The 13,526-nt window shown below is 51.5% G+C and carries 12 protein-coding genes and 1 tRNA gene; 10 read left to right on the top strand and 3 right to left on the bottom strand.

The window, feature by feature from the left end; translation table 11 throughout:
• Positions 1 to 9: 9 nt before the first annotated feature.
• Positions 10 to 1,527 carry a lysine--tRNA ligase gene (gene lysS / locus OGY37_RS01545; protein ID WP_003026911.1) on the top strand — a complete coding sequence of 506 codons (1,518 nt, stop codon included), beginning with the start codon at positions 10 to 12 and terminating at the stop codon, positions 1,525 to 1,527.
• 77 nt (positions 1,528 to 1,604) lie between these two features.
• Here lysS and idi read toward each other — a convergent pair whose 3' ends face one another.
• Positions 1,605 to 2,159 (bottom strand): isopentenyl-diphosphate Delta-isomerase, encoded by a 555-nt coding sequence (gene idi / locus OGY37_RS01540; protein WP_286547609.1) that lies wholly within the window; start codon positions 2,157 to 2,159, stop codon positions 1,605 to 1,607.
• Positions 2,160 to 2,325: 166 nt separating this feature from the next.
• Between idi and actS the strand changes: the two genes are divergently transcribed.
• Both actS and OGY37_RS01530 read left to right on the top strand, forming a co-directional pair.
• Complete coding sequence (actS, locus tag OGY37_RS01535) at positions 2,326 to 3,084, top strand: amidase activator ActS (RefSeq protein WP_032945492.1); 759 nt, start codon at positions 2,326 to 2,328, stop codon at positions 3,082 to 3,084.
• A gap of 79 nt (positions 3,085 to 3,163) precedes the next feature.
• Positions 3,164 to 3,237 (top strand) — tRNA-Gly (locus OGY37_RS01530).
• Positions 3,238 to 3,270: 33 nt separating this feature from the next.
• Here OGY37_RS01530 and OGY37_RS01525 read toward each other — a convergent pair.
• The gene (locus OGY37_RS01525) at positions 3,271 to 3,807 is read right to left on the bottom strand and encodes a GNAT family N-acetyltransferase (RefSeq protein WP_126317445.1); all 537 of its coding nucleotides are present in this window, start codon (positions 3,805 to 3,807) and stop codon (positions 3,271 to 3,273) included.
• Between the two features lie 816 nt (positions 3,808 to 4,623).
• Between OGY37_RS01525 and pgaA the strand changes: the two genes are divergently transcribed.
• The 6 genes from pgaA to OGY37_RS01495 all read left to right on the top strand — a co-directional run bounded on the left by pgaA (position 4,624) and on the right by OGY37_RS01495 (position 11,548).
• Positions 4,624 to 7,086, top strand: coding sequence for a poly-beta-1,6 N-acetyl-D-glucosamine export porin PgaA (pgaA, locus tag OGY37_RS01520; RefSeq protein WP_003825533.1), 2,463 nt, complete (start codon positions 4,624 to 4,626; stop codon positions 7,084 to 7,086).
• Positions 7,087 to 7,095: 9 nt separating this feature from the next.
• The gene (gene pgaB, locus OGY37_RS01515) at positions 7,096 to 9,117 is read left to right on the top strand and encodes a poly-beta-1,6-N-acetyl-D-glucosamine N-deacetylase PgaB (protein ID WP_003825535.1); all 2,022 of its coding nucleotides are present in this window, start codon (positions 7,096 to 7,098) and stop codon (positions 9,115 to 9,117) included.
• Entirely contained in the window at positions 9,114 to 10,448 is a 1,335-nt protein-coding gene (pgaC, locus tag OGY37_RS01510; RefSeq protein WP_286619882.1) for a poly-beta-1,6-N-acetyl-D-glucosamine synthase, read from the top strand. Before pgaB ends, pgaC begins: the two co-directional genes overlap by 4 nt.
• Positions 10,445 to 10,951, top strand: coding sequence for a poly-beta-1,6-N-acetyl-D-glucosamine biosynthesis protein PgaD (gene pgaD, locus OGY37_RS01505; RefSeq protein WP_286619880.1), 507 nt, complete (start codon positions 10,445 to 10,447; stop codon positions 10,949 to 10,951). Before pgaC ends, pgaD begins: the two co-directional genes overlap by 4 nt.
• An 82-nt stretch (positions 10,952 to 11,033) precedes the next feature.
• A complete protein-coding gene (gene yjdI / locus OGY37_RS01500; RefSeq protein WP_003825544.1) occupies positions 11,034 to 11,264 on the top strand; it encodes a 4Fe-4S mono-cluster protein YjdI in 231 nt (76 codons plus the stop codon).
• A gap of 11 nt (positions 11,265 to 11,275) precedes the next feature.
• A complete protein-coding gene (locus OGY37_RS01495; protein ID WP_191219693.1) occupies positions 11,276 to 11,548 on the top strand; it encodes a GNAT family N-acetyltransferase in 273 nt (90 codons plus the stop codon).
• A 42-nt stretch (positions 11,549 to 11,590) separates the two neighbouring features.
• Here the strand turns inward: OGY37_RS01495 and OGY37_RS01490 are convergent, their stop codons facing one another.
• Positions 11,591 to 12,520 (bottom strand): LysR substrate-binding domain-containing protein, encoded by a 930-nt coding sequence (locus OGY37_RS01490; RefSeq protein ID WP_003825551.1) that lies wholly within the window; start codon positions 12,518 to 12,520, stop codon positions 11,591 to 11,593.
• 390 nt (positions 12,521 to 12,910) lie between these two features.
• Here OGY37_RS01490 and OGY37_RS01485 point away from each other — a divergent pair, with 390 nt between their 5' ends.
• Positions 12,911 to 13,516, top strand: coding sequence for an ankyrin repeat domain-containing protein (locus tag OGY37_RS01485; protein ID WP_038633392.1), 606 nt, complete (start codon positions 12,911 to 12,913; stop codon positions 13,514 to 13,516).
• Positions 13,517 to 13,526: the final 10 nt, after the last annotated feature.

Here is a 13,526-nt window from a genome sequence, read left to right as displayed (position 1 = left end):
GGAACCAACATGTCTGAACAACACGTACAGGGCGCTGACGCGGTAGCCGACCTTAACAATGAACTGAAAACGCGCCGTGAGAAGCTGGCGAGCCTGCGTGAGCAGGGGATCCCGTTCCCGAACGATTTCCGTCGCGATCATACCTCAGACCAACTGCATGCTGACTTCGACGCAAAAGAAAACGAAGAGCTGGAAGCGCTGAACATTGAGGTATCCGTTGCTGGCCGTATGATGACCCGTCGTATTATGGGTAAAGCATCATTCGTTACGCTGCAGGACGTTGGCGGCCGCATTCAGCTGTACGTTGCTCGCGATGACCTGCCGGAAGGCGTCTACAACGAGCAGTTCAAGAAATGGGATCTGGGCGATATCCTCGGCGCGAAAGGTAAGTTGTTCAAGACCAAGACCGGTGAGTTGTCTATTCACTGCACCGAACTGCGTCTGCTGACCAAAGCGCTGCGCCCGCTGCCGGACAAATTCCACGGTCTGCAGGATCAGGAAGCGCGCTATCGTCAACGTTACCTGGATCTCATCTCTAACGATGAATCCCGTAATACCTTTAAAGTGCGTTCACAGATTATGGCTGGCATCCGTCAGTTCATGGTTGCTCGTGGCTTTATGGAAGTAGAAACCCCGATGATGCAGGTGATCCCTGGCGGTGCGGCAGCGCGTCCGTTTATCACCCATCATAACGCGTTGGATCTGGACATGTACCTGCGTATCGCGCCGGAACTGTACCTCAAGCGTCTGGTGGTTGGCGGCTTCGAACGCGTATTCGAAATTAACCGTAACTTCCGTAACGAAGGCATCTCTGTTCGCCATAACCCAGAGTTCACCATGATGGAACTCTACATGGCTTATGCGGATTACAAAGATCTGATCGAACTGACCGAATCGCTGTTCCGTACGCTGGCGCAGAACGTTCTGGGAACGACTGAAGTGCCTTATGGTGAAGAAGTCTTCGACTTCGGTAAGCCGTTCGAAAAACTGACCATGCGCGAAGCGATTCAGAAATACCGTCCGGAAACCAACATGGCCGATCTGGATAACTTCGACTCTGCAAAAGCGATTGCTGAATCTATCGGCATCAAAGTTGAGAAGAGCTGGGGTCTGGGCCGTATCGTGACCGAGATCTTTGAAGAAGTTGCGGAAGCGCACCTGATTCAACCGACCTTCATTACCGAGTACCCGGCAGAAGTTTCTCCACTGGCGCGTCGTAATGATGAAAACCCGGAAATCACTGACCGCTTCGAATTCTTCATCGGCGGACGTGAAATCGGTAACGGTTTCAGCGAGCTGAACGATGCGGAAGATCAGGCGCAGCGTTTCCAGGATCAGGTTAACGCTAAAGATGCGGGCGATGACGAAGCAATGTTCTATGACGAAGACTACGTTACGGCTCTGGAACACGGTCTGCCGCCGACTGCGGGTCTGGGCATTGGTATCGACCGTATGGTTATGCTGTTCACCAACAGCCATACCATCCGCGACGTGATCCTGTTCCCGGCAATGCGCCCGGTTAAGTAAGATGTGAAATGCCGGATGGCGGCTGATGCCTTATCCGGCCTACGATTCGTTATGTAGGCCAGATAAGCGTAGCGCCATCAGGCAATAATTTGTTGGCAGTAATTCCGCAACAGCGTACGCGCTTCTTTGTCTGCAACCTGCATTACCATCCACGGGCTAAAAGCCCACGGCGTCGCGTCAATCCCGCTTAAGACATCCGCAAGACTGCTCCAGTGGCAATCCATCACTTCATCTGGGTTTAGCTGTAGCGGACTCACGATATGTGCGGCATAAACCGGGCATACTTCGTTTTCAACTATTCCACTCGGGTCTGTAGCGCGATAACGAAAGTCAGCGTATACGGGGCTGAGCAAGTCGATGTCTGCACCCAGTTCGAAGCGAGCCCGGCGGACAATAGCGTTTTCGTGGGTTTCACCCAGCTGCGGGTGACCACAGACAGAGTTGGTCCAGACGCCAGGCCAGGCTTTTTTGTGCAGCGAGCGGCGGGTGACCAGCAGTTGGCCCTGCTCGTTAAATATCCAGCACGAGAAAGCGGAATGCAGGGGAGTTGTGGCGGTATGCGCCGCATATTTTTCCAGCGTTCCGCAGGGTTGGTCCTGCTCATTCAATAAAATGACATGTTCCTGTCGCATAGCGTCCACCATCAATCTTAAGCACCCATATTATATGCTTAATTAAGTCAGATTGATTAACAGAGGGTGTGAAATGCCAGGACCGACGGTTCGTTGCGCGATATGATTTGGCATCCGGTTTCTGGCTGCTATGATAAAGCGTCTGAAAATGTTGCGAGGTATTGTTTTGAGTGCAGGACGCCTGAAGAAAAATGGCCTGGGTATCGTGATGTTGCTGTGTGTCGGTCTGCTGTTAGCAGGGTGTTCCGGGAGCAAGTCGTCTGATACAGGAAGTTATTCCGGCTCCGTGTATACCGTGAAGCGGGGGGATACGCTATACCGTATTTCGCGCGCTACCGGGACCAGCGTGAAAGAGATCGCCCGCCTGAATAATATTTCACCGCCCTATACCATTGAAGTAGGGCAAAAACTGAAGGTCAGCGGTGGCGCGAAAACCAGTTCTAACTCTGGCAAAACAACCAAGAAATCCTCAACCAAAACGGCAGCGGTCAGACCGTCTTCATCCGTACCGCAGTCTTCCTGGCCACCAGTAGGGCAACGTTGCTGGCAGTGGCCTGCCAGCGGTAAGGTGATCCTGCCTTATTCAACCGCGGACGGCGGCAATAAGGGCATTGATATCTCGGCTGCGCGCGGTACACCGATTTATGCCGCCGGCGCCGGGAAGGTGGTTTACGTCGGTAATCAGCTGCGGGGCTATGGTAATCTCATCATGATTAAGCACAGTGAGGACTACATCACTGCGTATGCGCATAATGACACCATGCTGGTGAACAACGGTCAAAACGTGAAGGCCGGGCAGAAAATCGCGACGATGGGCAGCTCGGATGCGACTACGGTGCGGCTGCATTTCCAAATCCGCTATCGGGCGACAGCTATCGATCCACTGCGTTATTTGCCGCCGCAGGGCAGTAAGCCAAAATGCTGACGGTGATTTAATCGCCAGTCAGTCGGTTAGTCCCTTGCCAAGAAGAGCGTAAGGTTTATAATCCCTTACGCATTTCGATGCGGGCGTAGTTCAATGGTAGAACGAGAGCTTCCCAAGCTCTATACGAGGGTTCGATTCCCTTCGCCCGCTCCAAAATTCTCTCCCTGTAGTTAATCCTTAAAAACGTTAGATAGCGACACCGGAATCCGGTGGTAGCGTGCCGTTACCTTCACCCAGATTACGTTGTAGCAATACCGTATCAAGCCAGAGTCCATGTTTAAAGCCAATGTTCTTTAGCGTGCCGATTTGCGTAAATCCGGCCTGTTGATGGACCTTCAGCGATCCCTGATTATTGCTGTCGCCCACGATGGCGATCAACTGCCGATAACCGTGCATTTCGGCCCAGTCAATGACATGGCGGAGCAACGCTTTTCCCGCCCCCTGACGCTGTGCCGTCGGGTCAATGTAAATCGAATCTTCGAGGGTATAGCGGTAGGCATAACGCTCGCGATAGCGAGTGAGATAACAATACCCTATGACCTTATCTTCCTGCAGTGCAACAACCCACGGCAGTCCCAGACTGCGGATTTTTTCCAGACGTGCCAGCATCTCTCGGGTATCCGGCGGGTCAGTTTCAAAGCTGCCGGTACCGTGAATAACATGGTGGGCGTAGATATCGCGTATGGCGTGGATGTGCTCTTCTTCTGCGTTAACGATTTTCATTGTTCAGTCCCTGTTGGCGTCTTTGCCCAGATTACCTGAAAGACTGAGGGGAAGGTAAGTGCAAAAAATTATGCTTCTATCAGTTGCTTGTAATGCAAATAGGCTTGCATATTGTAAGGGGAAATAATTGATTGTGGTTGATATTGTCAATAGTACGCAAGGTTGGTAAATATATTAACAGGTAAAGTAATACACAATTATTCACGCACGTATTTGATTGATTTTCCAAATACCAATTATGGTAGGTTTCGAAAAATGATAAATAAAGTTGTTTGATTTCAACGCATTGTTACTGTATCTAATTCTTCTTGCGTCTGTACCCTTATTTTAATTTCATTGGCCCTGTTTGAGCCCTAAAAATTAAGTTATATTTTGTTGTTAGCAGAGTGCCTATTATCAGATTTTTCTCTGCTCACCTCTCAAAATAGTTACCATGCAAACAGTTGCGCGGTGTGGCTATGCTAACCAGCAATAGTCAGCATCGTCACATGGCGTCATCGGGCAAACTTTGTTTAAATCCAGAATTCAATCCCAAGAGTATTAGGATAATCTAGTCTAAAATGCTTTTTTGCCTAAGGCTTTTCTTATTACGTAGCCACGAACTACGCAGAGTGATAAAATTCACAAGTTTATGCCTCCTATCCAACGATTAGAGGACGAGGCACAGGTAGTCAATAAGACGAAAGAATTAATAGCTTCATAACCCTATTACGAAATAAGCGGTAGTGCATCTTACATGGTCGGCAACTGTCAGGGATTGACAGTAACTTATTGAAAACGCTTATTTTTACTCTGATGTAAGATATAAGGGCAGATATGTTCAGTATGCGTCGACATGCCAACTTCATTAAACGTTTTAAGTCTGTAAGCTGTTTATTTACGGCAAGCGTTCTTTTCCCTATGCAAATCTCAGCAGCAGTATCAGATTATGACGCTTTGGTTATTGAAGCGCGAGGTGGTAATAGTGCGCCGCTATTGCACTACCTTGAGGATCAGGGAAAGAAAAGTGCGCTAACGCCAAATCAGGTTGCCGACTGGCTGCAAGTTTCTGGTTGGGTTGAGAACAACGATAAAACTACCATTGAAATCTGGCAGCGGTATCGTGGGCAGATGGATGTGCCTGCGCGCGGCAAAGTCGCCGCTGCACGTGCGTACCGTAACCAGAAAAACTGGAATGATTCATTGGCGGTGTGGGAAAGCGTTTTACAGGAAGAGCCTGATAACGTGGATGTACGCACCGGCTGGATAATGACGTTGGCGGATGCGCGCTACAACCAACAAGCCCTTACTGAAGCGAATAAATGGGCTCAGGCACATCCGGGCGCAGATTCCGACGCGCTACTTGCCTACGTATATCATTCTCAGGGGAAAAACTGGGATGCGCTGTTGGTTGCCAGCCAGGCGGATGATGTTGATCCAGGCAATAAAAATGCAAAATCCACGCTGCTATCTGCGCTGTCGGCGAACCGCGTTTCCGGACCCGCTTTAAATATGGCGGAGGTCGTTCCCACGGCTGATCCAGTGAAGCGCCGTCTTGAGCTTGATGCGGCGGCCGAAATGGTCCGATCCTCTTATACGTCCGCACGTAATGAAGAAGAACGTTTTATCGTAGCGGATAAAGCGTTGGCCCGTTATGACCAACTATTGGCGGCCTGGAAAGATGAGCCGTCTGCGCAGAATGATGTCCGTCGGGCGAGAATTGACCGTATGGGTGCCCTGTTGGTGCGTAAGCGTACTGCCGAAGTGATTGATGAGTATGACTCCCTTTCTGCAAGCGGTGAAGTACCAAACTATGCAAAACGCTGGGTGGCATCAGCATGGTTAAGCGAACGTCAGCCGGAAAAAACCGAAGCGATGCTGGCGAGCATCTTCTACCCGAATGGACCTATCCCGGTGACGCCGCTCAGTCCTGAGGATCAACAAGATCTGTTCTACGCGCACATTGATAATGAAAACTTCGATGCTGCCAAAAAACAAGTCGATGATTTGATCAAAGAGAGTCCGTATCTGCGGCGTATCTATGGCTCGCCAACGCCGCAGCCTAACGATAACTGGCTGCTCGGACAGTCGCTACTGACGCAATATCATATCGCTGCCAATGAACTGCCGGAGGCAGAAAAGCTCGCAGAGCATCTGGCACGAACAGGCTCTGGTAACCAGGGATTGCGCATATCTTATGCCTCTGTGCTTGAAGCGCGTGGATTGCCGCATGCGGCGGAGAAAGAGCTTAAGCTGGCGGAAGTAATTGAGCCAAGCAACCTGGAGCTGGAACGTCAGCAGGCTTACGTTGCACTGGATCTTCAGGAGTGGAAACAGGCAGATGAACTGACGGATGACGTTATTGCCCGTAGCCCGGATGATGAAGCGACGCTGCGCCTCGCGCGTATTCGTGATGTCCACAAAATGTCGGAAGTGCGTATTAGTGGAACGCAGGGGATCTCGTCCGATAGCCCGGTCAGCGGTAAGAATGACTTCAACATCAACACGGCTATTTACAGTCCGCCGATTAATGACAACTGGCGACTGTTTACCGGATTCAACTTTGCTACCGGTGAATTTGAGGAAGGGAAGGGCATCAGCCGCGATCTGGCGGCGGGTGCAGAATGGACTTCCCGCGATTACTGGGCGGAAATGGAAGTGTCTGGCCGAAATTATGGCGATGGTCAGAAGATTGGCGGGCGTCTATCCGGTTGGCATGACTTCAATGACAACTGGCGCGTTGGTGGTTCGGCCGAGCGCCTCTCTCGCAATACCCCGTTGCGCGCGCTGCGTAGTGGCGTGTATGCCAACGGCGGCGATATGTTTGTTCGCTGGTATCAAAACGAACGACGTGAATATCAACTGTCGTTTGCCGCATCACATTTCTCGGACGGTAACGATCGCATCGAATACGGACTCAGCGGAAAAGAGCGCATGTGGACCACGCCACGCTTCACGCTGGACTTTACGCCGGGCATTGGCGGGAGCACCAACACCAAAGAAAATGTGCCGTATTACAACCCGAAGAGTGATTTTTCGGTTGTCCCTGGCCTGAGCGCAGAGCAGGTTCTTTACCGCCACTATGATACCGTCTGGACGCAGCAAGGTCTGGCTGGCGTAGGTGGCTACTGGCAGCAAGGTGAAGATGCAGGCGCTATCGTCCAGGTGGGATACGGGCAACGGCTTAAATGGAACAACGTCGTAGACGGCGGGGTGATGCTGATTTGGGATAAACGCCCCTATGACGGTAAACGTGAGCGGAATATCTCCCTCGCTTTCGATTTAAATGTCAGGTTTTAAGGATTGTTCATGCTGAAAAGATGCCTGTGGCTTAGCGCATTAATCGCTGGCTGGTTGATGATTACCGCGTGCAGCAGCGCGCACAATACAACGCCTCGCTATGTTCCTCCCGGGGAGAGAACACCGCTGACGGCGGATCATCCGTGGCCGAAAAATAGCTTTCTGGTGCTCGGCTACCATGATGTGGAGGATGGTGCAGCCGACCAGCGCTACCTCTCTGTGCGTACCAGCGCGTTGAGCGACCAAATGGCCTGGCTGCGTGATAATGGCTATCAGCCGATCAGCGTGCAGCAAATTCTGGACGCCCATGACGGTAAAATTGTACTGCCGGAAAAAGCGGTATTACTCACCTTTGACGACGGGTATAGCAGTTTTTATACCCGCGTCTGGCCATTGCTGAAAGCCTACAACTGGCCTGCGCTCTGGGCGCCAGTAGGCAGTTGGGTTGATGCGCCAGCCAACAAAAAAGTCGATTTTGGTGGCTTAATGACCGCGCGAGACAAATTCGCCACCTGGAAAATGGTCGAAGAAATGGGGAAATCGCCGTTGGTGGAAGTCGGTGCGCACACCTGGAACTCGCACTTTGGCGCTGAGGCCAACCCGCAGGGGAGTAAAGAGCCCGCTGTGGCGAACCGCCTGTATGATAAGAAAACTGGCACTTACGAAACGGACGAACAGTACACACGACGTATTAACACGGATATCTCTCTGATCACTAACAAGATCAAAGCGGTGACCGGAAAATCGCCGCGTGCGTGGGTATGGCCTTACGGCGCAGCCAACGGTACAACGTTAAACCTGGCCAAAGAGCATGGCTATAAGATGGCCTTTACGCTTAATGAGGGGTTGGCGAATGCCGCGTTTCTCGACGATATTCCGCGCGTGCTGATCTCTGATAACCCATCCCTTAAGCGCTTTGCCAGTCAGGTCGCTCAGGTCCGTGAACCACAGACGATGCGCGTGATGCATGTCGATCTGGATTACGTGTATGACAAAGACCCTGCTCAGCAGAAGCGAAATATCGATAAGCTGATCCAGCGCGTTTATGACATGCGTATTTCTCATGTCTTCCTGCAGGCGTACGCCGATCCGCAGGGCGACGGGAATATTCGTGAGGTCTATTTCCCCAACCGCTGGCTGCCGATGCGTGCCGATCTCTTTAACTATATCTCCTGGCAGTTACAAACGCGGGCTGGGGTGACGGTGTATGCCTGGATGCCGGTTCTGGCTTTCGATCTCGACGCGTCCATTCCACGCGTAACCGCATGGGATCCGAAAACGGGACGCACTGCTATCAATCACGAAAACTATGTTCGTCTCTCGCCCTGGGACAGCGAAGCGCGCAAACGCATCACTGAAATCTATGAAGACCTGGCGAAGCACGCCAGCTTCAAAGGTATTTTGTTCCATGACGATGCTTTCCTGACGGATTTTGAAGATGCGTCACCGGAGGCGTTAGCCGCCTACCGTGCCGCAGGGCTTCCAGGCAGTATCGAGCAAATACGTAATAATCCTCAGGCGTTCGAGCGCTGGACTCGCCTGAAAAGTAAGATGCTTATTGACTTCACCAAACAACTGACCCGGACGGTGCGTAATATTCGCGGTCCACAGGTGCAAACTGCGCGCAATATTTACGCCATGCCGGTACTGGAGCCTGAAAGTGAAGCATGGTTTGCACAAAACCTGAATGATTTCCTCAATACCTATGACTGGACGGCGCCGATGGCGATGCCATTCATGGAACAAATCCCGGCCAATGATGCCAACGCATGGCTTGACCGACTGGTGAATGCCGTTGCACAAACCCCTGGGGCGCTGGATAAAACCGTGTTTGAACTGCAGGCACGAGACTGGCGTAAATCCGGGGATCAGGCTGAAATCAGCGGAAAACAAATAGCCGAATGGATGCGCCAGCTGAAATTAAGCGGTGCAGGTAACTACGGCTATTACCCGGATGATTTCATCAGCGACAAACCTGAGATGTCAGAGATTCGCTCGACGTTCTCCTCATACTGGTATCCGCAAAAATGACCGATCGCATTATTGCTTTCCTGATACTTTGCCTGATGTTCAGCCTGCCGTTTGGCGTGGCTGTCATCTTTACAGGTGAAGTGATGTTGAACTTCGTCTTCTTCTGGCCTTTGTTCATGTCTGCTTTGTGGATAAGCGGAGGGGTCTATTTCTGGTTTTACCGTGAACGTCACTGGAAATGGGGAGATGACACGCCACCACCAACTCTGCCGGGGAATCCACTGGTTTCCATTCTGATCCCCTGTTTTAACGAAGGGATCAACGCGCGTGAAACCATTGAGGCAGCACTGGCACAGCGATATAAGAATATCGAAGTGATCGCCATCAACGATGGTTCGACGGATGACACTCACGACGTGCTGGAACAACTGGCAGTGGAATACCCCAGCCTACGGGTGATTCATCTGGCTGAAAACCAGGGTAAAGCGCTGGCGCTCAAGACCGGTGCGGCCGCGGCGCGCAGTGATTACCTGGTGCGTATTGATGGCGATGCGTTACTGGATCGTGATGCCGTTGCCTATATTGTGGCTCCGCTGATCCAGTTCCCGCGCGTTGGTGCGGTGACGGGGAACCCGCGTATTCGAACCCGCTCTACGTTAATCGGTCGTGTGCAGGTCGGTGAGTTCTCTTCCATTATCGGCTTAATTAAGTGTACTCAGCGAGTCTATGGGCAGATCTTTACCGTTTCCGGCGTAGTTGCGGCGTTTCGTCGTCGCGCGTTGGCCGAGGTCGGTTACTGGAGCCCGGACATGATCACCGAAGATATCGATATCAGCTGGAAGCTGCAATTGCGCCACTGGTCGGTATTCTTTGAGCCGCGCGCTCTGTGCTGGATCCTGATGCCTGAAACATTAAAAGGGCTATGGAAGCAGCGTTTGCGCTGGGCGCAGGGTGGTGCAGAGGTGTTTATCGTTAACATGCGTCGCCTGTGGTCGTGGGAGTTCCGCCGCATGTGGCCGCTGTTTCTTGAGTTCTGTTTTTCTACCGCCTGGTCGTTTGCCTATGCGATCAGTATCGTGCTGTTCCTGTTAGGGCTGATGATCCCGATGCCGGACTCGCTGTATGTACAGCATCTGTTCCCGCCAGCCTTTACCGGACTTATCCTCGGCGTGGTGTGCTTGCTGCAGTTTGCGGTGAGCCTGATGATTGAACGACGCTATGAAAAAGGCATTGGCGCCTCGTTGTTCTGGATTATCTGGTTCCCGGTGGTGTACTGGATGCTAAGCCTGTTCACCACGCTGGTCGCGTTCCCGAAAGTGATGCTCAAACGCAAACGTGGCAGAGCGCGTTGGGTGAGTCCTGACCGCGGTATTGGGAGGATCGAATCATGAACCAGCCACTGATCTTCACGGAGCGGCGTTTGCTGCCGCGCATCATCGATGTGTTGTTGACGGCCATCGCATGGGTTGGATTTATCTATTTGATCTATAAAGGGCTGATCACAGCCCTGGCGCATTCGCCGTATATGGGTGTGCGACCCTTTTTCAGCACGCTGGATACGGTCACGTTTTATATCCTTGTCGCCCTGGTCAACGGCCTGGTGCTGATTGGCTGGGCGAAGTACAACCAGTTTCGTTTTCGGGTCGAACGCCGCAGTCGCAGACCCGGGCTTGAAGACCATGAGCTGGCAGAAAGTTTGCGTATTACCCGGGAGCTGGTTACGGAACTGAACAAGGCGAGGGTGCTGACGGTCCACCATCATGAGAATGGCGAAATTAGTCATATCGATGTGGACAGGGATATTGCCGATAACCGCCTCCCGCCGCCGACGCCTGCGATGCTGGAGTATTTGCCGCCAGAGCCGCAGCCGTCGATACAGAAAAAGCCTGAATGATATTTCTGCTTTCAGCCACTTCCTTCAGCCTCGCATAGGTCTATGATTAGACCCAGACAATAAAAAAATGCGAGGCAATGTCGTGGATAAGGAACTACTGGATGCAGGTTACCGGGCCTATACCGGCGAGAAGATTGACGTCTACTTCAACACGGCGATGTGTCAGCATTCGGGCAATTGCGTGCGGGGAAGCGCGAAGCTGTTTAACCTGAAACGTAAACCGTGGATTATTCCGGATGAAGTGGACGTTGCCACGGTCATCAAGGTCATCGATACCTGTCCGAGCGGTGCGCTGAAATATCGCCAAAAATGAGTGAGGGAAGCATGGAAATTCTTGCAGGCCATAACAAGTTTTATGTCAATGATGCTGAGGGCAACCAAGTTGCCGAGATTGTTTTCGTGCCGACGGGCGAGCATCTGAGCATCATTGAACATACCGATGTCGATCCCAGCCTGAAAGGTCAGGGCGTCGGCAAACAGCTGGTGGCGAAAGTGGTAGAGAAGATGCGCTCTGAAAACCGCAAAGTTATTCCGCTGTGCCCGTTTGCCAAACATGAATTTGATAAAACCCGCGAGTACGACGATATCCGCGCCTGATTATCTTATATGCACTGGAAGGTATAACAGCCATCCGGTGCATCACGCCCGATGCAGTAAATCCTGATAAATCCCCGTCAGTATCCCTTGTGGGCCAAACTCTTTTTTAATCCACTGAGTGACACGACCGGTTGCCGAATGCTGGGTTGCCAAAAGCATTCGTGAATCCTGACGTGGGTTGTGGATCTGCCGTGTCACCAGCAACGACTTTTCCATCGCCTCGCGCACCATATAGTCTGGCAGAAAACCGATTCCCTCCCCCAGGATCTGGCACTGGCACTTGGTATTAAAATCGGGAACCAGAATCGACTCTTGACCGTGTAACAGCCAACCAACCTTCTTGTTGATGGTGTGTGCGGTGTCTTCTACCATGATGTTCGGGTACAGGCGCAGTTGGCTCTCAGAGATGGGTTCAGGCATAAACGCCAGCGGATGATCCGGGGCAATCGCAAATGACCAACGGATCGCGCCGATCTCGGTGTAATCAATTCCGCCGCCGTCCAGTAACGTATCGGGCGCGCCAATGGCGATATTGGCCAGGTTGTTGATGATCGAATCCCAGACGCCGTTATACACCTCGGTGGTGACGGTTATCTGGCAGGTCGGAAACTGCTTTTTGAGCACCTGTAATAGCCGGGCAGTGTGCTGTGGGGTATACAACAGCTGGTTAATGCAGATGCGTACCCGGGCTTCAATGCCCTGAGCGATGGTATCAATGCTGCGCTTGATGGCGTGGAAGTCATTCAGCAGGTCGGTTGCTTTGCGAAAGAGATAGCGCCCGGACTCGGTCAGCTCAATGCTGCGAGTACTGCGGGTAAACAGCACCACGTCGAGACCCATTTCCATGCGCTTGATGGTGTAACTAATTGCCGATGTGGTTAAGCCAAGCTCCTCCGCCGCCTTGCTGAAACTGCTATAGCGGGCAGCCATCGTAAATGCCAGTAGGTTTTCCTCGGTAAATATTGAATTCATCTTTCTCCCCTCCGGCAACAATGCGCATCCGCAACACGATGATTGTTGAATGTATTTGTAATCCTTATACAGAGCAATCAGTTTTGAACAGAATTTAACACTAGTTTTACATTTGATTTGAAGGCAATCACACTTCTGTATTTTAATTGCAGGCCGCTATCCGTGCAGCATACCGCCTGATTTCCCGGACTACTGATTAGTGGCTAAAAGGGCCACAGCCATAAGGGAAAGATTGCACTACAGCACGTTTTGTCCTCATTGTTAAAATTGATTCAATAATCGATGCGCTAACGATGAATGAAATTTAAGCGGATGTTATTCTCTGCACTCTGTTGCTATTCTCAGGTTATCGGATATTTAAAAAGTCTAAAAAACTGCAGGAGAGCGATTATGTCAGAGAAAGAACTCATTACTGAATTTCTGCTGGCGGCAGAACAGGGCAATGCCGATGGATTAAAATCCTGTCTGGCAAAAAATGTGGATATTAACGCCACCAACCGCCAGGGGCGAACTGCCATTATTATTGCCAGCCTGAATAAACATTATGACTGTGTTTCTTTATTGATTGCTGCGGGTGCCGATATTAATAAACAAGATCAAACTTGTTTTAACCCCTTCCTGATTAGCTGCCTGACGAATGATTTAACGCTGTTGCGTACGGTATTACCAGCTAACCCCGACCTCAATTGCCTGAGCCGTTTTGGCGGCGTCGGTATTACGCCAGCCAGCGAAAAAGGCCATGTCGAGATCGTGCGTGAGCTGCTGCTGCGTACCGATATCAATGTCAACCATACTAATTTTGTTGGCTGGACGCCGCTCCTGGAAGCCATCGTGCTGAATGACGGCGGTGCGAAGCAGCAGGAGATCGTTAAGCTGCTGCTCGACCATGGCGCAAACCCGCACATGACGGATAAATACGGTAAAACCCCGCTGGAACTGGCGCGAGAGAAAGGGTACCACGAAATTGCCGAGCTGCTGATTGCGGCCGGAGCCTGACACAGGAGCG

It is taken from the genome of Citrobacter sp. Cpo030 (assembly GCF_030333005.1).
Lineage (GTDB): Bacteria > Pseudomonadota > Gammaproteobacteria > Enterobacterales > Enterobacteriaceae > Citrobacter > Citrobacter portucalensis.
This window is presented reverse-complemented; position numbering and strand designations above follow the sequence as displayed.